Here is a 22120-nt window from a genome sequence, read left to right on the forward strand (position 1 = left end):
AGAAGGCACTCGGCGGGCTCACACCGGAAGCCTATGCCAAAACCTTGGCCGCCTCGGATACCCTAACCGCGGACTCCAAAGCCGACCGCTACTGAAAGCGGGGGGACGTCGGACCGGCCTGTTGCCACCCCTGGGCATCTGGAAGGGAATCGGAATTGGATCGTGATCCTCGTACAGGCAATGGAGCGCCGCAACGCGTGCCGCGATGGCGAAGCACCCTGCGGCCGCGGATACCGGTTGCTCCGGGGGATCGCGTGGCCACTTTCTTGCGGTCGTTGAGGGGACGCCGGCACGCCCTGCGGGATGTGCCTCTTGGCGAATAAAAAAACCGGGCGTAGAATCGCCCTCACCGTTTGGGGCGGTAGCTCAGCTGGGAGAGCGTCGCGTTCGCAATGCGAAGGTCGGGAGTTCGATCCTCCTCCGCTCCACCAAACACCCGCAAAGCGCCGCATCAGAAGATGCGGCGCTTTGCGTTTGCGTGTCTGCGCACGCGGTGTGTGGGCCTCTGGATGGCGTGGATGCCTTTGCCGAATCGGTCGTTTGGAATGGATTCGCGCGGATGTGAAAATTTTTGTGAAATTCGCTTGCCCAAATCGAAATGCATCCGTAATATGCACGTCCTCGCCGGCGACAACGCCAACGAGAAAAAAGTGGCCGAGTAGCTCAGTTGGTAGAGCAGGGGATTGAAAATCCCCGTGTCGGCGGTTCGATTCCGTCCTCGGCCACCAAAGAATTCAAGGGCTTGCAGAAATGCAGGCCCTTTTCTTTTGTCTCCGCCTCGATCTGTTTGCCGTTCGTTTGCCGTTTGCCGTTTCCATGCGCATCAGGCCGCTATTGGCTTCGCATCAGTGGGCATCGCCAGCACGGCATGCACCCACGCGATCACTTCCACCTCAGACCACACCGCGATGGTGGGCGTGATCTTGCGCTGTCGTGGGAACTTGCCGGCTTCCATCATTGCGTAGATGGTGCTGCGGCTGAGGCCCGTGATGTGCGTGACCTCCGTGAGTCGCAGCAAGCGCGGCATGTTGGAGAGGTTGATGGCGGTGGTGGTGTCGGCGGTGTTCTGGTCGATCATCTTCTGTTCCTTTCGGGCACACCTTCGGCACCGCTCGCGTGGCTGCGGCGGTGGGTGGGTGCGTTTGAGTGGGGATTGGTGTTGATACCCGCTCGCTGTGGCTGCGGCGGGACGGAATGTGTGTTGCCGTGGTGGACGGGGGTTGCCTGCCCGCTGTGGGAACGGGGCGCGGCACCGGGGGGAAGTCCGCGAACGATCAGAAGTTAGATGCCGTCGCGGAAATTTCTGTTGTGGGATTTTTCCTACTCGCTGGTGCGGCTCTGTCCGTCAGGCTGGCGTGTCACTTCCTGACACTTGCGGGTGCTCTTTCCGCCGTCACCCGGTGCACTTACAGCGCCTCGCAGGGATCAGTGGCTACGCTGGTAGCTGGTGCCGTCTCCGTGGCGGGCTTTCGGCGCAAGGTGCCAGCACGGCGCTGAGACCGAATCCAGTACCCCTTTGGGTTCGTGGTGAAGCCCTTGGCGATCATCTGGGGCACTGTCAGGCACCGTCGGGGGTTCTTTGGATCGTCGTAGGTGCCGGCGCGGTGGCGATCAAAGGCGCTGTCCGAGTTGAAGCACTCGCGGCAGGTCGGGCATTCGGCGCGGTTGCCGGTGATGGGGAGATTCCTGGGCATGGTCTGTTCCTGAAAGACGCTCACGGCAAAGCACACCCCGGTGGTGGCCGGCGTGGTCTTGAAGTGGGCTTGAGTGGTCCGCCGTGGTGGCGGTGATGACCTGTCGCCGTGGCTGACGATCAGGGATAGAGGGGGTGCCGTCGTCGCGGTGGGCAGTGCGGCTGTGGATGCCCTCTTGCGCTGTCACGCAATGGCGAATCAGCGCAGCGCAGGGGCAATGGGGTATGACGGTGGCGAGGAGGCGTGGAAGGCGCCTTGTGGGCGATCAGTGCCAAGCACCTGCGAGGGCAGACCATCGGGGTGGGGGGGGGATCTTGAATGGCTGGGCCTGTCCTCTAAGAGAACTCTAAGAGAAACCCCCTACGGTTACTCCTAACTCAGCTCTTAAAAGGTTTCTCTTTAAGTATCTCTTTAAGAGCTCTTAAAGACGCGCGTGCCATTGCAATTCATGGTTGTCAACTATTTTTTGGCGGCCACGAGTGAGTGCGGGTCAGGAGGTGGTCGCGGGCAGTGATGACCTGTCGCCGTGGTCAGTGATCAGATGGGGAGAACGTTTGTTTTCGTCCATAGGCCGGCTTTTATTCCGCCGGGGGTGCTCGGGCTGACTTTGAATGCCTGATTCCGCCGTCCCCGCATGCTCAATCAGCCCTTCGCCGGGTGTCGGTGGGTGTCGGCAGCGGTGGTGATGTGTCGCAGTGGTCAATGATCAGGGAAAGAGCGGTTGCAGTCCTCGGGGTGGTCAGTGTGGCTGCGGATGCCGCCTTACGCTGTCACGCAATGGCGAATCAGCGCAGCGCAGGAGCAGGGTGGTACGACGGTGGCGGGAAGGTGTGGAGTACGCCCTGTGTGCGATCAGTGCCAAGCACCTGTGAGGGACGTCATCGCGGATGGGAGACCACAGGACAGTCCTGTCCGCTTCGGTGGTGATGGTCAGTCCGCAGGAGCAGAGTCGTAGGACGGCGCTGGCCTCACGCTGGGGATGCACTACAAGGGCTGGCGCGGTGGTTTGGTCTATAGCCACACATAATCGACTCGGTAGCGAATGCGTGGCCGTTGGAGCGATGCCTACATGCCGTTTCCCCTGTCGCCGTCGGTGCAATCAGGCGAGGGCATCGGGTGCCCTTGGGGTGTGGTGCTTGTGCGCTGTCGGTGGGGCTTAGGCGTCGATGGTGCCGAGCGGGGTGCTGCCGGAAAGGTGTGTTAGACCGCGATCAAGCCGGCGTAATCGTTAGCACCGCTGCTATGCGGCATGTGCAGTCTTCTCCGGGGTGTTCTCGTGGAGCTTTCGGTGGCGGCAAGTGCTTGATTCTTCGCTATGGTTCATAGGGTTGCCGTCCCTGCGGAAAGCAGCCAGACTCCGGGCAACACCGCAAGTAGGCGGTCCAATAAGCGTTAGGCCCCGTGGGGGGACTATGGGCAGTCAAATGAGTGAGCCATCGGCAAGCTTGGCAACTGAGTTAGCTAAAGCACTAATTTCGTCGCTCCAAGAGCACGTTCCAGAATGGCAACGGGCGTACATTCGCTTTGAGGCGTCAGGAGATCAGAGTCGGGTAAATGGTTCCTATGTCGCCGCTTCCGGCATCTCAATTTTCGATGTGTTTGAGTTCAAGGGACTATTTACTCAGGTCAGATCACTTGGCCTTGAGTTGAGAGATGCACTGGCCAAAGACGGAGAGATGTTCTGTGTTCTACTGTTGAGCGTCGATTCCGAATTCAATTTCAATATTGACTATGAGTGGAAAGACCAAACTCGCTGGCAGATCACCAAGCTAGGCGGCGCATCGGGCCTTCCAAAAGGCCTTGTCGGGGCCTAACCATTCATTCAAGCCGACGCCGCATCGCGGCGCGGCTTAACTCAGGCGTTAGGCCGTACTACAGTTCTTCGCAATCAACAAAAAGGGGGTTGAAGTGAGCGACATTTCTATGAATGCCAAGGACATTCTCAGCGATCCAAAGAGGCTAAACGAGTTTGCGGATTTGAGTAGACTCAATCCGGATGCAGCGAAAGCTCTGCTTGAGCGGATGATGAAAGAGCCGGAGATTTCTAAGGCAGCGGAAGACTTCATCGCCTCCGGAGATCGAACGGTGGAGTTCAAGGCTTTTTCCGCAGGTGAAGAGAAGGGTTACAGTCGTGGCCATGAATCTGGATTCGCTAAGGGGGCCGTTGTCGGGGCAATGGCTGTGATCGGCACCATGACCCTCGCCGGGCTTACCTACTTGGCCCGCAGGTGAGTACGGGTTAGTACGTACGCCCTAACAATGCGTTCAAGCCGACACCGCATCGGGGCGCAAACCACATGGCAGGAGGAGCTTGCCATGTGCTTCACGCCCCGCTGCGGCGCGGCTTAACTTAGGTGTTAGGCACCCCGATGCCCATTCCAGCCACTCGTGAAAACCTCACTGCCGCTCTTGCGCGGGCCGACGAATCGTCGCGGGTCGCTCGAGTGGAGCGCATCGAGTGGCTGGCTCAGCACTACTTTCATCCGGGCGCCGTGAAGGGTGGGCTGGCCGTGCTCCACATGCTGGAAGAGGCTCGGCTCTGTTTCATTTCCGGTCACTTCGTCGGCGCATTGCTCCTCGCCACGTGCTTCGTAGAGCAGACCCTCAGCGAAGAACTTGAAGACGCCGTGCCTGTACAAGAGCGCGGTAGATTCGAGCTCATGATTAAGGCTGGCCGGCAACACCTGTCTCTGCCTAGCGACCTGTTGGATCGCACTGAAAGGCTTCGCCTACTCCGCAACCCGTTCACTCACCGCAAGGCGCCTGATCACCCCGAGGCATTCGGCACGCGATTCCTGGCTACCAAAGCGCACCCCAATACAATTCTGGAAGCGGATGCGAAGCTGGCCATGGAGGTCATGTATGAGTGGTTCCGGCGTACGCTGCGGCGTGCCTAACAATTCATTCAGGCCGACGCGGTAGCTCCTTCGCTTTAGTGGACACCCTGACCTAACGATCAGGAGTATCCCAATGCCCCGTCCCGGCCCCAGAACCATCACGCGCTATACCGACCATTTCAAGGCCACCGCCGGACGTTTGAGCGAGCTACCCGGCGTGTCGGTAGTCGGTGCCGCAGCCCGTGCCCCGCCGTTGACCACCAGTGCGTCGTAGGCTTCGATCACGGCGATGTGGAAGTCAGCACTGACCCATGCGGCGTAGGCGTAGACCATCAATTTCACAACGTAGGTGCCGCCGTAGCGGCCCTTTACGGCGTTCACGGGGCAAAGGTGTGATTTCCCATCTTTAGAAAGTGCAACCACCAACTCGTCGGTTGAGACCTAGCGGAGCCACTGGACGGGCTTGTGCCGCTCCTCACCGCCCGACGCCCTATGCAGATCATTCAGGCAGAACCGCCCGTGTTCGTCCTGGCGGATGGAGATATTGGCGATGGTCAGGGAAGTGGTCATGGGGTGCTGCTTGGGACAGCAAAAAGCCGCCTCTGAGGGCGGCGTCGGGTGATCTTGCGGGGTGCGGCGCGGCTAGAGGAACAGTTTGGTCAGCGTAATGATCGCGGCCACAAAGGCGGTGGCGACCACCATCGGATACCACAGTGTCCCGAGCATCAACTTGTCGCTTTCGCGGTTGAGCTTGCGTATCTCGGCGGCGAGCTTGCGGAGCTTCATCGGCTTCTCCTGGGCAGTCATGCGGTGCCCTTAGGTTCTCACAGGATGGCGTGGCCGATCAGCGCAGGCACAAGCAGGATACCCCCTGCGATGAAGGCGAAGAACACCCCTTGCATGGCTCGGATGCCGATTTCTTGCAGGCAGCGGCCTATCCGGCTGTTGCTGCGAATCATCCGTCGATAGCCCCTGCGGTCTGTTGCTGTGCCTGCCATGCGGCGTGCCTTTCAGCCCAGCTTGGTCCAAGGTTCTCCATCCGCACTTCCCAGCGGGATCACAGGCTAATCAGACCATCCCGGTCGTCGATATCGATGCGAGTTCCTTTGGGGCATTGGTCGCGCTGGGACGGTTCAAGCCATGCGGTCCACTGAGTGAACGGAATGCGGACGGCACGGAAGTAGCAGGCCCAGCGAAGGAAGGAACGGATCATGGTGCGACTCTCTTGTGGTTGAAGTGTTGCTGTGGGGGGGGGGCGCATTGGGTGATGCCCGCTGCGGTCACGGTCGAAAAAGACAGATAGGGAGAAAGGGGAGGTGGTGGGTGCCCCTCCGTGCACTGCATGCCATTTCTACGTGCCCGCAATTAGCAAACAGGGGCACGCGGCAGTGGGGTGGCACGGTGGTAGCGGGTGGCCTATCAGTGGGCCTTGTTGGTCGGTGGTGCCATCGGCGTCTGTCGCTGGCGGCGGCATAGGTTTCGGCGGAGGCCGGAGCGGCACACATGGGAACAGTCATGCGGCGTTCTCGGCCTCCACCTAACCCGCTGCGGCTCACACGCCTGCCACGGGCGGAGCGCATACGGGATTCGGGAAAGTGATTATGGGTGTTAGGTGGTGGATGCCTTGCGGCGGAAGTTGACCACCTGGGCTCCGGTCTCGGTTATCAGGCGGAACAGGGCTTCCAAGGCTTCCCGCTTCTCTCCCAGATAGTCGTGGCGGTCGTAGTGGCGGGTCTGGACACCGCTTAGGCCGTGGGATTGCAGCTGTGCACGAACGTCAGAGTGGTTGCCCAGTGCTGCCAGCTGTGTTTCGACGGTGCGTCGTAGGTCGCTGATTGAGAACTCGCCACCCGGTAACTCGCCAGCTTCCAGCATGGCCTCCATGACTGCACGGCAGCGGTTATAGGCGGTGGAAGAGGCCATCCCGTGCTTGCCTGCCGTGACCGTGAACAGGAACTCACCGACGCGCTCGGGTGTCATTGCGTGCATTGCGGTGATCGCTTCGGGCAGCAGCGGGACGATGTGCATACGCGGGGTGGTGCGCCTGCCCTTGTCATCCCAGATGGTGACGGTAGCTAGGTCGGCGTCGTAGTCCTTCGTCGTGGCGCGGGCTAGCTGCTCAATGCGCTGGCCGCCTGTCAATAGATGGAAGCGCAGGCAAGCAGCGTCATGGTCTGGGAGCCCGGCGATGCGGCGCCAGTAGGCTCGCAGCTCGGACACGCTTAGGGCGCGGTCGCGCACATTCGATGCACCTTCGATGGTGCTGAGGTCGCGTGCGGGATTGGTTCGGATGCGGAGGGACCGAAGGGCAGGCGTGGCACTCGCGGCGGTGCGGGCCTTCATGCCAGCGTTATAGGCGGCTTGCAGATATGACCGCAGCTTGGCGGCTTCCCTGAGCTTGTCGTCGTCGGTCAGGCGGATCAGTACGTCCAGTAGATCGTCTGTGGTTAGGTCGTCGGCTGGGGTTTCCCACAGCCTCGGCCAAGGCTCTTTGATGTGCCGTTTAATCGCAGCCTGCACGGAGCCCGCGCTGGTTTTACCCTTGGCTTCCATCCAGCCCACGTAAGCATCCATCAGTGCGCCTAAGGTGGCCTGCTGGCGCTCCAGTTCGGATTCTGCGGCCCTCGCGGCTGCTTCGCGCTGCCGCCGTTCCTCGCGTTCCTCGGCTTCCAGAGCAGCGCGGAGGTCCCGAGCTCCTGCCGTATAGCGTGCGGAGAGTTCCCCGGCGCGGGCACGGGCAGCTTTGAGGGTGAGAGGACCGCCAGTGCCCTCCCATTCGCCCATCGGATACGAGTCGCGGTCGCCGTCTGGCTTCGTATAGCGGAAGTAGAACAGGACGCGGCCATCCCGACCGCTGCCGCTGCGATAGGCCACTAGCGTGCCTGCACCACGGGCGCCCATATCGGATGCCCATTTGCCAGCCTTGAGGCCGGTGAGCGCGTTGTGCGTGAGTGCTGCCAAAAGTCTGTCCCCGTTCGTTTGCCGGGGCGGACGATAGCACAGCTGTTTGCCGTTCGTTTGCCGTTCGTGGCTGGCGTGCGTCGGAATGCCTTGGACGGCTAAAGATGGATAAATCAATCTATATCATGCAGTTATGTCGTTTTCGTGGATGCCGCTGGATGGGTTCGGATGGTGAAAAAAGGGATTGAAAATCCCCGTGTCGGCGGTTCGATTCCGTCCTCGGCCACCATTCCATTAAAGCCTGCAGAAATGCGGGCTTTTTTGTTTTTCCATGTCGATGATGTCGCTGGCGTGGTACACCTGCCCCACGCTTGTGCCTGCGCAATCAGGGGATGCGCGCAGGTGCTTGTGTCGCAGTGGGGCAGTGCAGCCAGCGGCGGACAGCTGGCGACCGGGGATGGCTCAGAAGGGCCAGAAGCGCGGGATGAAGATCACGCCCAGAATCCAGAAGATCAGATTCAGCGGCAGGCCCACTTTGAGAAAGTCGGTGAAGCGGTAGCCGCCGGCGGTGTAGACCATGGTGTTGGTCTGGTAGCCGACCGGGGTGAGGAAGCTGGTCGATGCCGAAAAGGTCACCGCGATCAGGAAGGGCGTGGCATCCACGCCCAGCATCTGCGCGGTGGAGATGCCGATCGGGGTCAGCAGCACGGCCGCCGCGGAGTTGCTCATCAGCTCGGCCAGCAGCAGGGCGACCAGGTACATCACCGCCAGCACCACATGCGGGCCGAGGTCGCGTACCAGTCCGATGGTGTGCTCGACGATGAAAGCGGCCGCTCCGCTCTGGCTCATCGCCACGCCCAGCGGCAGCAGGCCTGCCATCAGCACCACGATGCGCCAGTCCACAGCCTCGTAGACCTCGTCGGCATGCAGGCAGCCTGCCAGGGTCATCGCCACCGCGCCGACCAGCGAGGTGATCGCGATCGGCATCCAGCCCATGGCCGAGATGCCGATCACCAGCGCCATCGTCACCAGCGCGAACGGGCCGCGCCAGCCTTTTGGCTTGACCGCTTCACGTTCGGACAGCACCACCACGTCCGGATCGCGGCGCAGCGCACCGACCTCCGCGCTGGCGGTGATCAGCAGCAGGATGTCGCCAACATCCAGCCGCACATCCTTGAGTTTCTCGCGCAGCACTCCGCCACGACGCTGGATGGCCAGCACTACCGCGTTGTGGTTCCAGCTGCGGTCCAGCGCTTCCAGGGTGCGGCCGGCCGCGCGCGAGTTGGGCGCGATCATCACTTCGGTAACCACCTGCTCCACATCATCGAGCAGGCGGGCTTTGAACTTGAATTGCGAATTGATCTCCAATCCGGCTTTGCGGGTGAATTCGACCAGTCTGGGCCAGTCGCCACGGGCGAGCAGGATGTCGTCTTCCTGCAGCGTCTGGGTCCGCGGTGACCACACTTTGTTCTTGCCGCGCAGCAGTTCCAGTACGAAAACGCCGTTGGCTTCGCCCAGCTTCATCTCTTCGATGGATTTTCCGATCAGGCGCGAGCCGGGCATCACCCGCAGTTCGGTGAGGAACTTGCCCAGCTCGTAGTGCTCCACGAACTCGGAGGTGCGGGTGTCGGGCAGCAGCCAGCGGCCGAAGATGAGCAGGTAGGTGCAGCCGGCGGCCAGGCAGATCAGGCCCAGCGGCGTGAATTCGAACATGCTGAAGCCGGGGTGCCCCAGATCCTTGGCGATGCCGTTGACCAGCAGGTTGGTCGAGGTGCCCACCAGCGTGCACACGCCGGCCATCTGCGAGACAAAGGACAGCGGAATCAGCGCTTTGGAAGCCGGCATGCCGATCCGGGCGGTGGCGGTGATCACCAGCGGCATGAATACCGCCACGACGGCGGTGTTGTTCACGAACGGCGCGATCAGCGCCAGCACCGCGAACAACAGCAGCAGGAACAGAAAGGGAGACCGGGTCCGACTGAACAGCCAGCCGATGCCGGAGAGCGCGCCGCTGTTCTGCAGGCCTGCGGCCAGGACGAACATGGCAGCGACGGTGATGGTTGCCGGGTTGCTGAAGCCACTGAGCGCCTGCTGCGGGCTGACCAGATCGAGCAGGGCCAGTGTGGCCAGCACCAGGACAGCCACCATGTCCATGCGCAGCTTTTCGGTGGCGAACAGATAGACGGCAACCACCGTGATGCCGATGACCATCAGGATCTGGAACGTCATACAGCCGGGTCTCCGTGAGTCATCCGGTTCCGATGAGGGGTGTTGCGAGTAAGCCGGTGAAGCCTGGGGGACTGCGTAGAGGTGGGCGCAGTCCGATCGTGGCGCATGACGCGGGCTGCGCGAGAGCCCGCGCCGGTAGAGGCGATCAACGCGCCGGCAACAGCGGGCGCAAGACCGGCTCCAGCTGTGTCTTGCGCCAGCCATCGAGCGCCGCCGGCCACTGGCCGCTTTCCAGCAGGGCCTCCAGGTGCTTGCGGGAGGCCAGCAGGCCATCAGGCAGGCCCAGTGCGGCCGCGTGGCTGGCGACGGCCTCCTGCAGCCGCTTCAGTGCGGCCTTGTTGCTCTCGCTTGGTGCCAGCGGCTGCGGTGCCAGGGCCTCGTCGTCCAGTGGCGTGTTCAGGGCCTGCCAGACAGCCTGGGCCAGTTTGCGCGGTGCTTTGGGAAAACGGTCGAACAGCCGCAGCATCGCCTCGTAATCGGCCGGCGGTGTGCGCGCCAGCGTGGTGGCGATTTCATTGTCGAGAATCCAGCTGCGCGGCTTGTCGCTTTGCCGGGCCTGCTGGTCACGCCAGCGCAGCAGCCGCAACAGGCGCAGCTGGGCGACAGGTTCGAGGAACTGCGCCGCGCGCATCGACAGGTGCGGCCATTGTTCGCTGTCATCGGCCTCGACGTTGGCGATCATCCGCTCACCGTCATCCTCCAGCCAGCTGCGCCGGTCCAGCGCCTGCAACTTGGCGTCGATGGCGTCGTGCAGCGCGAACAGGTATTCCACATCGTCCGCGGCGTATTCCAGCTGTGCCGGAGAGAGCGGGCGGCGCATCCAGTCCGAACGGGTTTCGCCCTTGGGCAGGGTGACGCCGGTGATCTCGGCCACCAGCTTCTGGTAGCCCATGCCGCCGCCGATGCCGGCCAGTGCCGCGCCGATCTGGGTGTCGAACAGTGGCCGCGGCATCGCATCACAGGCGCACTTGAAGGCGACCAGGTCTTCGCTGGCGCTGTGCATGATCTTGAGGATCGAAGTGTCGGTCAGCCACGGGCGCAGGGCCTCGGTCATACCGGGGATCAGCGGATCGATCAGCAGGATTTCCTCACCCACGGCCATCTGCACCAGCGCCAGTTGCGGCCAGTAGGTGCGCTCGCGGATGAACTCGGTATCCAGCCCGATCCGGCTGGGACGCTGGCGGTAACGTTCTTCAAGTTCCGTCGGGTGTTTGATCCAATAAGCCACGTGGTGTCCGTCAACTGCAGGGTTTGCTCAGGCAGGCGAGAATAGCCTAACGTCGAACCGCCCCGTGATCCGGGAGCAGGAAAGGGAGGAAGTTTGCGTACAACCGGCCAGCTGATCCGCGTGGCGCTGCTTGTGGCCCTGGCCTGCGGCGCCTGCTCGCCGGAAGTGCCCGGCACGGCGGCACCGGACCAGGAGCGCGACGGCAATGTGCCCCCAGCCCCGGAGCTGGGGGCTGGGACCGGATCACCGGCACGTACCGAGCCCGAGCGCGCGGCGGTGGAGGCTACCCCGCTTCCGGTATGGATGCCGTCGGTGCCGGAATTGGCGCCGGAAATGGTGGACAAGGCCCGTCGCCAGGCCGATGCGGCGCTGGCGCAGGGGCGCCTGTACGACAGTGCGGAGGCGGCAGTGCCGCTGTATCTGGCCGTGCTGGCGGTCAAGCCCAGGGATGTCAGGGCGCGGCGCGGACTGGACAGGGCGCGGCAGTTGCTCCGGGCGCAGGCGATCGAACTGATGGCACGCCCCAATGACCAGCGTCAGGCCCTGGCAGAGGCGGCCGAGCGGGTGAGCGTGGCGATTGCACTGGCGCCGGAAGGCAAGGCCGAGCTTGCGCTGCAAGCGCAGATCCAGCAGGCGCGGCGGGTGCTGGCACTCAACCGCGCCGGCGAAGCGGCCCTGCGCCGGAACCAGCTGGGGGAGGCCGGTGGCGGTGCGCTGGAATCCTTCCGCGCTGCGCTGGCACTGGTGCCGGATGACACTCGCGCGCTGCAGGGCATTGCCGCGGTGCAAAGTGGCCTGATCCGGCGGGCGGAGCTGGCCGCCACCATGGCCGATTTCGAGGGCGCGGCCGCGTGGCTGGACAGGGCCGCCAAGGTCCGTGGCGGGCCGACACTGGGCGACGCCCGGGCGCGCATCGAAGCGATGCGAACCGCGCAGCTGGTGGCGCTGCGTGACGGCGGGCTGCGTGATCTTTCCTCGCCGCAGGGACTGAAGGCGGCGCGGGAGAAGCTCGAGCGGGCATTGCGCATCGCCGCGCCGGGAGATCCGGCGGTGGCGCTGCTGCGGCAGCGGATCGATCTGGTAACCCATTACGGCAGCTTCCGGCCGGGCCAGGTGTTCTCCGACGCGCTGCGCAGCGGTGGTCGCGGGCCGCAGATGATCGTGGTGCCCCACGGCGGCTTCCAGATGGGCGCGGGCGATGCCGAACCGGGCGCCAGCGATGCCGAACGTCCGCAGCATTACGTGCGCTTCGACCGCGGCTTCGCCCTGTCGATCACCGAGGTCACCGTGGCCGAATTCGGCCGGTTCGTGGTCGCCGCCAAGTCACGGCCGCGCGCCACCCGGCGTGGTCATTCGGTGGTCTATGACGAGCGCAGCGGCAACTTTGTCCGCCGCAGCGGTGTGGACTGGCGCTCGGACTACAACGGCGCGGTGGCCAAACCCAACAGTCCGGTGATGCATGTCAGCGTGCGTGACGCCGAGGCCTATGCGGCGTGGCTGTCCGAGCAGACCGGGCGCTATTACCGGCTGCCCAGCGAGGCGGAGTTCGAATATGCGCTGCGTGCCGGCACCAGCGGGCGCTATCCGTGGGGAAATGCCGGGGTGCCGCCGCCGCTGTCGGGCAACTTCACCGGCAGCGAGGATGTCTCGCCCAGCGGACGCCACTGGAAAAATGCCTTCGTCGGCTACGGCGACGGCTTCTGGGGCACGGCGCCGGTGGCCAGCTTCCAGCCCAATGGCTGGGGCCTGCACGACATGGCCGGCAACCTCAGCGAATGGGTGGCCGATTGCTGGCACGCGAGTTACCGGCGCGCGCCCGCCGACGGTGCGGCCTGGTACAACCCGGGCTGCCGGCAGCGGGTGATCCGCGGCGGCAACTGGGCCAATGCGCCGGAACAGACGCGCGCGGCGTGGCGGCAGTCGCAGGATTCGGATGTGACGTCGGCACGGATCGGATTCCGCCTGGTGCGTGGCATTTGACGTTGCCGGTGCGGGGCGGCGCGGTACCATCGGCGCCGGCGAACCGCTTCTCATTGGAAATTCCGCATGCGACAGGATCCTTTCGGCAGTCGGGGCAACAGCAGGCAGCGTCGGGGCGGCGGCCTGTTCGGCAATATCCGCTGGGTGGTGCTGCTGGGTTTTGCCATCTACGGCGGCTGCTATTACCTGGGCAACCGCGCGGTGGACCCGTATACCGGCGAGAAGGTGCTGATCGACAGCTCGCTCGATGCCAGCCAGGAGAAGGCGCTGGGCCTGCAGGCCTACCAGGAGATTTTGTCGCAGGAGCGGCCGGTCGATCCGAACGCACAGATTTCGCAGCAGGTGCGGGAAATCGCCCGGCGCCTGATCGCCAAGGTGGATGTGGTGGAAACCGCGCTGGCGCAGGAGCACGGCCTGCAGCCGCAGCACTTCGCCCGTGATTTCGACTGGGAAGTGAACGTGCTGCAGTCCGACCAGGCCAATGCGTTCTGCCTGCCGGGTGGCAAGATGGCCGTATATACGGGGCTGATTCCGGTGGCGCAGAACAGCGACGCGCTGGCGGTGGTGATGGGCCACGAGATCGCGCATGCACTGCTGCGCCACGGTGCCCAGCGGATGGCCCAGCAGAAGTTGACCCAGATCGGCCAGATGGCCGGTGCGGCCAGTGGCATGGATGCGCAACAGCAGCAGATGATGATGTCGGCGATGGGCTACGGCTATCTGCTGCCGTACGCGCGTTCGCATGAAACCCAGGCCGATGAGGTCGGGCTGATGCTGGCGGCGGCGGCCTGCTTCAACCCCCAAGAGGCGGTGCCGTTGTGGGAGCGCATGGGCCAAGCCAGTGGCGGGCAGGCACCGCCGGAATTCTCCTCCACCCACCCCAATCCCGGCACCCGTATCCAGAACCTGGGCGCGCTGATGCCCAAGGCGATGGCCTATCGCCAGCAGTTCTGCAGCGAAGAGCGCGCGGTGCGGCAGTAAGCCCGGTTCGCCGCCGCGGAATGCAGAACGCCGGGCTGCAATGCCGGCGTTCCGTGTTTCGGCACCGCGCGGCGGGCTCAGTGGTTGCTGTTGCCGGGTTCCACGCGCAAGGTCACGTGGCCGTCGGCCAGGCGGGCGTGCACACGGTCCCCGGGCTGGAGCTGATCGACACTGCGCACCAGTGCGCCATCGTCGCTACGGGTGAGGATTGAATAGCCGCGGGCCACGGTAGCCAGTGGGCTGACCGCCTCCAGTGAGCGGGCGATGCCGCGCAGACGCAGCGCATCACGCTGCAGCTGGCGCGCCATTGCCGCCTGCGCGCGTGGCGCCAGTGCAGCCAGTCTTTCCGTGAGCGCGGCCAGCCGGCGTTGCGGCTGGGTGGCGCGCAGGATCGCGGCGCTGTTGGCAAGGCGGGCCTGGCGGCGCTCCTGCTGCTGTCGCCAGCCCGCATCCAGGCGGGCGAACGCAGCCTCCTGCCGGTGGCGCAGCAGGTCCAGTCGGGCCTGCGGGCTGTGCGTCTGCAGCCGCAGCGCGGCACGGTCGGCGCGCTGCATCGCCTGGCCCAGCGCATGCGTCTGCAGCTGGGTCAGACGCTGCGCCAGCCGGCGCAGGCGCACGGTGAGATCACGCTGGTCCGGCACCAGCAGCTCGGCGGCCACTGAAGGGGTGGGGGCCCGCAGGTCGGCGGCGAAATCCGTCAGGCTGAAATCCGTTTCATGGCCCACCGCCGAGACCACCGGCGTGTTGCTGGCGGCAATGGCGCGTGCCAGCTGTTCGTCGCTGAATGCCCACAGATCTTCCAGTGAGCCGCCGCCGCGGGTCAGCAGGATCACGTCGTAGCGGCCGCTGGCATCGGCCTTGCGCAGCAGCGAGGTGATCTGCGCGGCGGCGGTGTCGCCCTGCACCAGCGAGGGCAGCAGTTCCACCTCCAGCAGCGGAAAGCGTCGGGCCAGCACGCTCAGCACGTCGCGCACCGCCGCGCCACTGGGCGAGGTGATCACCGCCAGGCGTCGCACATGGGCCGGCAGCGGGCGCTTGCGTGCCGGATCAAACAGACCTTCGGCTTCCAGCCGCGCTTTCAGCTCGTCATAGGCGCGACGCAACGCGCCTTCGCCGGCTTCTTCCATGTGATCCAGGATCAGCTGGTAGTCGCCGCGTGCTTCATACAGAGTGAGCCGGCCGCGCACCAGCACGCGCAGGCCTTCGCGTGGCACAAATTTCAGCCACTGGCTCTTGGGCTTGAACATCGCCGCACGCACCTGCGCGCGGGCGTCCTTCAGGGTGAAATACAGGTGTCCGGAGGCTGGCCGGCTGACATTGCCCAGCTCGCCTTCCACCCATACCAGCGGAAACGCGCTTTCCAGCAGGTCGCGCGCCAGCGTGTTGAGCTGGTTGGGGGTCAGGATGTCGGCACTGCGTTCCATGGATCAGGTGTTGGAGCGTTGAAGCGGGCGGTCATGGTCGCATGGAAGCTGCTTGCGACTCACGGCGGTCCCATGCCGGCGCTTTCGATGTGATGCTGCAGTGCCCACTGCACGTGCTCGCGGACCAGGGCGGAGGCGTGCTCGCGACGTTGCTCCAATGCCTGCTTCGCGGCGGGTGAGGGCGCGGCATTGCCCAACGCCACGGCGATATTGCGCAGCCAGCGCTCATGGCCGCTGCGACGGATCGGGCTGCCTTCGGTGCGGCGCAGGAATTCGTCTTCCTCCCAGGCAAACAGCTCCGGCAAGGTGGCGGTGTCGAGGTTGTTGCGGGCGCGGAAATCCGGCTCGTCGGTGCGACGGGCGAACTTGTTCCACGGGCAGACCAGCTGGCAGTCATCGCAGCCGTAGATGCGGTTGCCCATCAGTGGACGCATTTCCAGCGGAATGGCGCCTTCGTGTTCGATGGTCAGGTAGGAGATGCAGCGGCGCGCGTCCAACCGGTGCGGGGCGATGATGGCGGCGGTCGGGCAGACGTCGATGCAGCGCGTGCAGGTGCCGCAATGCGCGCTGGCCGGCGCATCCACCGGCAACGGCAGGTCCACGTAGATCTCGCCGAGGAAGAACCACGAGCCGCCGTTGCGGTCGATCAGGCAGGTGTGTTTGCCGATCCAGCCCAGCCCGGCATTGCGCGCCAGAGCGCGTTCCAGCACCGGCGCCGAATCGACGAACACCCGGTAGCCGAACGGGCCGATCTCGCCGGCGATGCGTTCGGCCAGCTTCTGCAGGCGGTTGCGCATCAGCTTGTGGTAGTCGCGGCCCAGCGCATAGCGGGCGACATAGGCGCGTTCGGCATCATCGAGCGTGGCCCAGGCTGCGGTATCGTCCTTGTGGCCGTAATCCAGCCCCACCGAGATCACCCGCACCGTACCGGGCAGCAGCTCCTGTGGCCGGGCGCGCATCGTGCCATGGCGGGCCATCCATTCCATCGTTCCGTACAGCCCCTGGCCCAGCCAGTCGGCCAGGTGCGCCTCATCCTCGCCCAGCGCGATGCCGCTGATGCCACAGCGCTGGAAACCCGCCTCGCGGGCGAGCTGGCGGATGCGCAGCGACAGCTGCGCCGGATTGACGGTGAAAGCGGCTTCAGACATGTGGCAAGTATAGAATCCGGGGCATGGACGAGCCTGTCGAATTGTTCGATACCGTCGCCGCCCGGCGCATTGATGTCCAGGCCACCGCGCTGCTGGGCGGCGATGGCTATGTGTTGATGCAGCGTGCCGGACAGGCGGCCTGGCAGTGTGTGTTGCAGCATTGGCCGCAGGCGCGGCGGCTCGTGGTGGTGTGCGGCCCGGGCAACAACGGTGGCGATGGATACGTGCTGGCGCGTCTGGCGCGCCAGTCCGGGCGCGAAGTCAGCGTGTTGCATCCGCGCGGTGCCGCTCCACGTAGCGCGCTGGCCCAGCGTGCCTGTACCGATTATCTGGCTATCGGCGGTCACGTCGAGGTATCGCCCGATTGCCTGCGGCAGGCCGAGTTGATTGTCGATGCGCTGTACGGGATCGGCTTCAGCCGTGCGCCGGAGGCGGCGGATGCGGCGCTGATCGCGGCGATCAACGCCGCCGGCGTGCCGGTACTGGCGCTGGATGTGCCCAGTGGTGTGGATGCCGACAGTGGCAAGGTTCCGGGTGAAGCGGTCCGCGCCGGCCGGGTGCTGCAGTTCATCGTCGCGCACCGCGGTTTGTACACCGGAACGGCCCTGGAGTTTGCGGGCCAACGGCTGCTGGCGGATCTGGACTTGCCGCCGCCGGCGCTGGACGGTATCGCTGCCAGCGTGCAGCGCTGGTCGAAACCGGCGCTGTCGCAGTACCTGCCGCGGCGGCGGCTCAATACCCACAAGGGCGAGTCCGGGCATGTGCTGTGCGTGGGCGGCAACCACGGTGCAGGTGGCGCGGTGATGCTGGCGGCCGAGGCGGCCTTGCGCAGTGGTGCGGGCCTGACCAGCGTGGCGACCCGTGGCGTGCATGTGGCGCCGCTGCTGGCACGGTGCCCGGAGGCGATGGCACATGGCATAGAAAATATCGCCGGGCTGGATGCTCTGCTGGCGCGTGCGAGTGTGGTGGCATTGGGGCCCGGGCTGGGCCAGGACACGTGGGCGCAGGCGCTGTACGCGGCGGTGCTGGCCAGCGGCAAGCGGCTGGTGGTCGATGCCGATGCCTTGAATCTGCTCGCACTCGAGCCACGTCCGCTGCCGCAGGCCATCCTGACCCCGCATCCGGGCGAGGCTGCGCGTTTGCTGGGAACCGATACCGCCAGCGTGCAGCATGATCGTTTCGCCGCGGCGCAGGCGCTGGCCGGGCGCTACTCGGCGGTCGTGGTACTCAAGGGCGCCGGTACTGTGGTGGCGAGCCCCGGACAATTGCCGCGAGTGATCGCCGCCGGCAACCCGGGCATGGCGGTGGGGGGCATGGGGGATCTTTTGACCGGCGTCATTGCCGCGTTGTGCGCGCAGGGTCTGGCGCTGTTCGATGCCGCCAGCACCGGTGCCCTGCTGCATGCACTGGCCGGGGATGTGGCCGCACTGGACGGGGAGCGCGGGCTGCTACCGCGTGATCTGCTGCCGCACCTGCGGGCGCTGGCCAATCCATAATGGCGACCATGATCGAACTGATTCTTCCTGACAGCGAAAGCACCGACCGGCTCGGGCAGGCGTTGGCGCAGACCCGGCCGGCACAGGCGGTGGTCCATCTGCAAGGCGACCTGGGCGCGGGCAAATCCACCCTGGCGCGCGCGCTGTTGCGTGCCCTGGGGGTGCAGGGCGCGATCCGCAGCCCCACCTACACCCTGATCGAGCGCTATCCGCTTACCGTTGGTGAGGCGTGGCATCTGGACCTGTACCGGATCGGCAATGCGGGCGAGCTGGATTTTCTCGGGCTGGACGAAGGCAGCGCCGATCTGTGGCTGGTCGAATGGCCCGAGCGCGGGGCCGGCGGCCTGCCGCCGGTGGATCTGGTGATCGGGCTGGAAATCGCCGGCCACGGTCGCCACGCCCGGTTGCGGGCACACAGCCCGACCGGTGAATCGTGGCTGCAGCGGTTGAGTGAAATGGCCGACTTGCAGTCGCTTCCTGCCCTCTGACAACAGAAAGGTGCGGCAGGTGGCGGATTATTAAAGGAAAAGTATTGCAATTGCCGGAATGCGGTGATTGAATCCGGGCATGACTACGGGAAACCCGCTGTTCGCACTGTCGCTTGCTGTCGCCGGGCTCTGCCTGGCTGCGGTACCTGCGTGGGCGGGCGAGGTCCGTGGAGTAGGGCTGCACAGTGGTAGTACCGGCACCCGGGCTGAAATCCAGCTGGCCGGTGGTGGCAGCTACAAGACCCTGAGCCTGTCCGCACCGAACCGCCTGGTCGTCGATTTTCCGGATTCCAGCGCTGTACGTGACCTCAAGCTGCCCGCTGCGACCGGCGTGGTCACCGCGGTGCGTACCGGCACTCCGACTCCGGGCACGTTCCGGGTGGTGTTCGATCTGGCCGAGTCGGTCGCGCCGTTCAAGCCCCGGATGCAGGGGCAGGGCGCGGAGTCCACGTTGTTGATCGAATGGCCGGGCGAAGCGCCGGCGCGCGCTGTGGCCGCGACTTCTGCGCCAGTTGCGCCCGCGGCACCCGCCAGCACGCCAGTACAAAACAGTGTGGATGCCCGTGCCGAGGCGGCCCGGGCTACCGCCGCACTGACCGCCACGGTGCGCCAGCAGGCCACCCCGCCTGCGCCGGCCGTGGTTGTCAACGCAAGCCCGGCACCTGTCGCCGTCAGCGCGCCGCAGAGCCAACCCTCATCGCCGGCGGCGATTCTCAATGGTCAGGGCGCAGCCGTCCCCACCACCATTGCCACCGGCAAGCCGGGCCCCGTCCCGGCCGCCGCGCAAGCCGCTGCTGCGGCCGCACCGGAGGTGGCTACCGCAACGGCGCCGCGCCCCGTGATGCCCAGCGATGCCTCGCGTATCCGCATGCAGCCGGGTATGCGCACCCTGGTGGTGGCGATCGACCCTGGACATGGTGGTCAGGATCCCGGTGCGATCGGCCCGACCGGCAAGCGCGAGAAGGACGTGACCCTGGCCGTGGCGCGTGAACTGGCGCGGCAGGTCAATGCCACGCCTGGACTGCGCGCGTTCCTGACCCGCGATACCGACGTATTCATCCCGTTGCCGCACCGCGCCCAGCGGGCCCGCGCGGCCAAGGCCGACATCTTCATCTCGATCCACGCCGATGCGGCTGAAAACCGCTCGGCCACCGGGTCCTCGGTGTATGTGCTCTCCACCAAGGGCGCGTCCTCGCAGCGCGCCCGGTGGCTGGCGGACAAGGAAAACGCGGCCGATCTGATCGGTGGCGTCAGCCTCAACCGCACCGAAGGCACCCTGGCCAACGTGCTGCTGGATCTGGCCCAGAGCGGCAACATGAAGGCCTCCGAGGACGCGGGCAATCACGTGCTCAGTGGCCTCAAACGCATCGGCAAGAACCACAAGCCGAACATCGAGCGGGCCAACTTCGCCGTGCTGCGGACCTCGGATATGCCGGCGATGCTGGTGGAAACGGCCTTCATCTCCAATCCGGATGAGGAGCGCCGGCTGATCGATCCGGCCTACCAGCGCAGTATCGCCAGCGCGGTGCTGGATGGAGTACACACTTTCTTCAGTCGCCAACCGCCGCCGGGTACGCTGTTCGCCGCCCGCGCCCAGGCGGAAATGGATGCCTCCGCCGGCACCGTGGCCGGCGGCAGCAAGTAAGCCTTCGCCGGTGTCTGTTCAAACGGCTGCCCTTGGGCGGCCGTTTGCCGTTTAACGGCGCTGCCGACAGGGCTGCAAAGCCTGCTTGCGGCGCGGCGTGCTGGCCGGGCTCGGCTATCATCTGCGCATGCATGATGTCAGCCTGATTTCCTCCCGACTTCCCTCATCGACCTTGACCGTGGCGTGCGCTACCGGCGGTGCGGCATGAACTCGATCCGTCCGCTGCCGGAGATACTGATCAACCAGATCGCCGCCGGCGAAGTGGTCGAGCGGCCCGCATCGGTGGTCAAGGAACTGGTCGAAAACGCGCTCGATGCCGGCGCCACCCGCGTCGATATCGATCTGGAAGAAGGCGGGGTGCGCCTGATCCGCATCCGTGACAACGGCGGTGGCATTGCCGCCGAGCAGTTGCCGCTGGCGGTGTCGCGCCATGCCACCAGCAAGATCGCGAGCCTGGATGATCTCGAGTCGGTGGCGACACTGGGTTTCCGCGGGGAGGCGCTGCCATCGATCGCCTCGGTCAGCCGTTTCACCATGGCCTCGCGGCGCGCCGCTGATGAGCATGGCGCCGCCTTGCAGATCGAAGGCGGCAAGCTGGGTGAAGTGATGCCGCGTGCGCATGCGCCGGGCACCACCGTGGAGGTGCGCGAGCTGTTCTACAACGTGCCGGCACGGCGCAAGTTCCTGCGTGCCGAGCGCACCGAGCTGGGTCATATCGAGGAGTGGCTGCGTTCGCTGGCATTGGCGCGGCCGGATGTCGAGCTGCGGGTCTCGCACAACGGCAAGGCCTCGCGCCGCTACAAGCCCGGCGACCTGTATTCGGATGTCCGCCTCGCCGAGACACTGGGCGAGGATTTCGCCCGGCAGGCGTTGCGGGTGGACCACAGCGCCGCCGGCCTGCGCCTGCACGGCTGGATCGCGCAGCCGCAGTATTCGCGCGCCAGTGCCGACCAGCAGTACCTGTACGTCAACGGTCGCCCGGTGCGCGACCGCAGTGTCAGCCATGGGGTGAAGATGGCCTATGGCGACGTGCTCTATCACGGCCGGCAGCCGGCGTATGTGCTGTTTCTGGAACTGGACCCGGCGCGGGTGGATGTCAATGTGCACCCGGCCAAGCACGAAGTGCGCTTCCGCGATGCGCGGCTGATCCACGATTTCGTCTATCGCACGCTCAAGGAGGCGCTGGCTGAAACCCGCGCGGGCATGGAACCCGGTGCGATCGCGCCGTCGCATCCGGCCGATGCGGTCGGGCAGGGGGCCGCGCCGGCAGGTTATGGCGGCGGCTACGTGCTGGGCCGTCCACCGGGCAGCGCGGGTGCGGGAAGCAGTGGCAACTGGCAGGCACGTCAATCGCCGCTTGGCCTGCAGGTGGCCGAGGCGCCTTCGGCCTATGCGGCGCTCTACTCCTCGCCTGCAGCCGGCATTGTGCCGGCCGTCGGCGAGGCTGGTCCGGCTTTGCCGCCGACCGCCGGCGACAGTGGCGTGCCGCCGTTGGGCTATGCCATCGCCCAGCTGCACGGCATCTACATCCTGGCCGAGAACGCTGAAGGGCTGATCGTGGTGGACATGCATGCCGCGCACGAACGTATCGGCTACGAACGCCTGAAAGCCGCCCATGACGGTATCGGCCTGCACGCGCAGCCGTTGCTGGTGCCGATCACCCTGGCGGTGGGCGAGCGCGATGCCGATACCGCCGAGCGCGAAGCGGCCACGCTGGCCGAACTCGGCTTCGAGATCACCCGCTCCGGGCCGGGTTCGCTGCATGTGCGCAGCATTCCGGCGTTGCTGGCCAATGCCGAGCCGGAAGGACTGTTGCGCGACGTGCTCACCGATCTGCGCGAGCACGGCCAGAGCCGGCGTATCGCCAGTGCCCGCGACGAGCTGCTATCGACCATGGCCTGCCATGGCGCGGTACGCGCCAACCGGCGGCTGAGCTTGCCGGAAATGAACGCGCTGTTGCGCGATATGGAAATCACCGAGCGCTCCGGGCAATGCAATCACGGCCGCCCAACCTGGGCGCGCTTTTCTCTGGCTGAAATTGATCGCTGGTTCCTGCGGGGGCGTTGAAG

The 22120-nt window shown here is 65.3% G+C and carries 20 protein-coding genes and 3 tRNA genes; 12 read left to right on the forward strand and 11 right to left on the reverse strand.

Annotation, left to right across the window (positions count from 1 at the left end; all coding sequences use genetic code 11):
• Nucleotides 1-355 precede the first annotated feature (355 nt).
• Nucleotides 356-431: transfer RNA gene (locus ACVOMC_RS14400), tRNA-Ala, on the forward strand.
• A gap of 221 nt (nt 432-652) precedes the next feature.
• Nucleotides 653-728 (forward strand) — tRNA-Phe (locus tag ACVOMC_RS14405).
• 95 nt (nt 729-823) lie between these two features.
• Here ACVOMC_RS14405 and ACVOMC_RS14410 read toward each other — a convergent pair.
• Entirely contained in the window at nt 824-1078 is a 255-nt protein-coding gene (locus tag ACVOMC_RS14410) for a helix-turn-helix transcriptional regulator (RefSeq protein ID WP_481524492.1), read from the reverse strand.
• A 2040-nt stretch (nt 1079-3118) separates the two neighbouring features.
• Between ACVOMC_RS14410 and ACVOMC_RS14415 the strand changes: the two genes are divergently transcribed.
• From ACVOMC_RS14415 to ACVOMC_RS14425, 3 genes are all read left to right on the forward strand, one after another.
• Nucleotides 3119-3508, forward strand: coding sequence for a hypothetical protein (locus tag ACVOMC_RS14415; protein ID WP_481524493.1), 390 nt, complete (start codon nt 3119-3121; stop codon nt 3506-3508).
• Nucleotides 3509-3602: 94 nt separating this feature from the next.
• Nucleotides 3603-3926 (forward strand): hypothetical protein, encoded by a 324-nt coding sequence (locus ACVOMC_RS14420; protein WP_481524494.1) that lies wholly within the window; start codon nt 3603-3605, stop codon nt 3924-3926.
• A 137-nt stretch (nt 3927-4063) separates the two neighbouring features.
• Nucleotides 4064-4591, forward strand: a complete 528-nt coding sequence (locus tag ACVOMC_RS14425) for a hypothetical protein (protein ID WP_481524495.1) — start codon at nt 4064-4066, stop codon at nt 4589-4591.
• A gap of 105 nt (nt 4592-4696) precedes the next feature.
• Here the strand turns inward: ACVOMC_RS14425 and ACVOMC_RS14430 are convergent, their stop codons facing one another.
• The 6 genes from ACVOMC_RS14430 to ACVOMC_RS14455 form a co-directional block, all read right to left on the reverse strand.
• On the reverse strand, nt 4697-4954 hold the full coding sequence (locus ACVOMC_RS14430) for a KilA-N domain-containing protein (protein WP_481524496.1): 258 nt from the start codon (nt 4952-4954) through the stop codon (nt 4697-4699).
• Between the two features lie 18 nt (nt 4955-4972).
• Nucleotides 4973-5101, reverse strand: a complete 129-nt coding sequence (locus ACVOMC_RS14435; RefSeq protein WP_481524497.1) for a hypothetical protein — start codon at nt 5099-5101, stop codon at nt 4973-4975.
• A 72-nt stretch (nt 5102-5173) separates the two neighbouring features.
• Nucleotides 5174-5317 (reverse strand): hypothetical protein, encoded by a 144-nt coding sequence (locus ACVOMC_RS14440; RefSeq protein ID WP_481524498.1) that lies wholly within the window; start codon nt 5315-5317, stop codon nt 5174-5176.
• A 38-nt stretch (nt 5318-5355) separates the two neighbouring features.
• Nucleotides 5356-5529 (reverse strand): hypothetical protein, encoded by a 174-nt coding sequence (locus ACVOMC_RS14445; protein WP_481524499.1) that lies wholly within the window; start codon nt 5527-5529, stop codon nt 5356-5358.
• A 59-nt stretch (nt 5530-5588) separates the two neighbouring features.
• The gene (locus ACVOMC_RS14450) at nt 5589-5744 is read right to left on the reverse strand and encodes a hypothetical protein (RefSeq protein WP_481524500.1); all 156 of its coding nucleotides are present in this window, start codon (nt 5742-5744) and stop codon (nt 5589-5591) included.
• 395 nt (nt 5745-6139) lie between these two features.
• Nucleotides 6140-7492: a site-specific integrase gene (locus tag ACVOMC_RS14455; RefSeq protein ID WP_481524501.1), complete on the reverse strand. Its 1353-nt coding sequence runs from the start codon at nt 7490-7492 to the stop codon at nt 6140-6142.
• Nucleotides 7493-7648: 156 nt separating this feature from the next.
• On the opposite strand from ACVOMC_RS14455, the gene ACVOMC_RS14460 reads away from it, so the two are divergent.
• Nucleotides 7649-7721: transfer RNA gene (locus ACVOMC_RS14460), tRNA-Ser, on the forward strand.
• Between the two features lie 173 nt (nt 7722-7894).
• On the opposite strand, the gene ACVOMC_RS14465 is transcribed toward ACVOMC_RS14460, so the two are convergent.
• Both ACVOMC_RS14465 and rnd read right to left on the reverse strand, forming a co-directional pair.
• Nucleotides 7895-9661 carry an SLC13 family permease gene (locus ACVOMC_RS14465; protein WP_481524502.1) on the reverse strand — a complete coding sequence of 589 codons (1767 nt, stop codon included), beginning with the start codon at nt 9659-9661 and terminating at the stop codon, nt 7895-7897.
• A 145-nt stretch (nt 9662-9806) separates the two neighbouring features.
• Nucleotides 9807-10889, reverse strand: a complete 1083-nt coding sequence (gene rnd, locus ACVOMC_RS14470; protein ID WP_481524503.1) for a ribonuclease D — start codon at nt 10887-10889, stop codon at nt 9807-9809.
• A gap of 93 nt (nt 10890-10982) precedes the next feature.
• Here rnd and ACVOMC_RS14475 point away from each other — a divergent pair, with 93 nt between their 5' ends.
• Complete coding sequence (locus ACVOMC_RS14475; protein ID WP_481524504.1) at nt 10983-12869, forward strand: SUMF1/EgtB/PvdO family nonheme iron enzyme; 1887 nt, start codon at nt 10983-10985, stop codon at nt 12867-12869.
• 66 nt (nt 12870-12935) lie between these two features.
• Complete coding sequence (locus ACVOMC_RS14480) at nt 12936-13850, forward strand: M48 family metallopeptidase (RefSeq protein WP_481524505.1); 915 nt, start codon at nt 12936-12938, stop codon at nt 13848-13850.
• A 77-nt stretch (nt 13851-13927) separates the two neighbouring features.
• On the opposite strand, the gene xseA is transcribed toward ACVOMC_RS14480, so the two are convergent.
• A complete protein-coding gene (xseA, locus tag ACVOMC_RS14485; protein ID WP_481524506.1) occupies nt 13928-15274 on the reverse strand; it encodes an exodeoxyribonuclease VII large subunit in 1347 nt (448 codons plus the stop codon).
• 59 nt (nt 15275-15333) lie between these two features.
• Nucleotides 15334-16422 carry a tRNA epoxyqueuosine(34) reductase QueG gene (gene queG, locus ACVOMC_RS14490; protein ID WP_481524507.1) on the reverse strand — a complete coding sequence of 363 codons (1089 nt, stop codon included), beginning with the start codon at nt 16420-16422 and terminating at the stop codon, nt 15334-15336.
• Between the two features lie 23 nt (nt 16423-16445).
• Here queG and ACVOMC_RS14495 point away from each other — a divergent pair, with 23 nt between their 5' ends.
• From ACVOMC_RS14495 to mutL, 4 genes are all read left to right on the forward strand, one after another.
• Nucleotides 16446-17918: an NAD(P)H-hydrate dehydratase gene (locus ACVOMC_RS14495; protein ID WP_481524508.1), complete on the forward strand. Its 1473-nt coding sequence runs from the start codon at nt 16446-16448 to the stop codon at nt 17916-17918.
• 8 nt (nt 17919-17926) lie between these two features.
• The gene (gene tsaE, locus ACVOMC_RS14500; protein WP_481524509.1) at nt 17927-18406 is read left to right on the forward strand and encodes a tRNA (adenosine(37)-N6)-threonylcarbamoyltransferase complex ATPase subunit type 1 TsaE; all 480 of its coding nucleotides are present in this window, start codon (nt 17927-17929) and stop codon (nt 18404-18406) included.
• Nucleotides 18407-18485: 79 nt separating this feature from the next.
• A complete protein-coding gene (locus tag ACVOMC_RS14505) occupies nt 18486-20051 on the forward strand; it encodes an N-acetylmuramoyl-L-alanine amidase (protein WP_481524510.1) in 1566 nt (521 codons plus the stop codon).
• A 204-nt stretch (nt 20052-20255) separates the two neighbouring features.
• On the forward strand, nt 20256-22118 hold the full coding sequence (gene mutL / locus ACVOMC_RS14510) for a DNA mismatch repair endonuclease MutL (RefSeq protein WP_481524511.1): 1863 nt from the start codon (nt 20256-20258) through the stop codon (nt 22116-22118).
• The last annotated feature ends 2 nt before the right edge of the window (nt 22119-22120 follow it).

The sequence above is a fragment of the Stenotrophomonas sp. STEN014 genome (genome assembly GCF_056760315.1).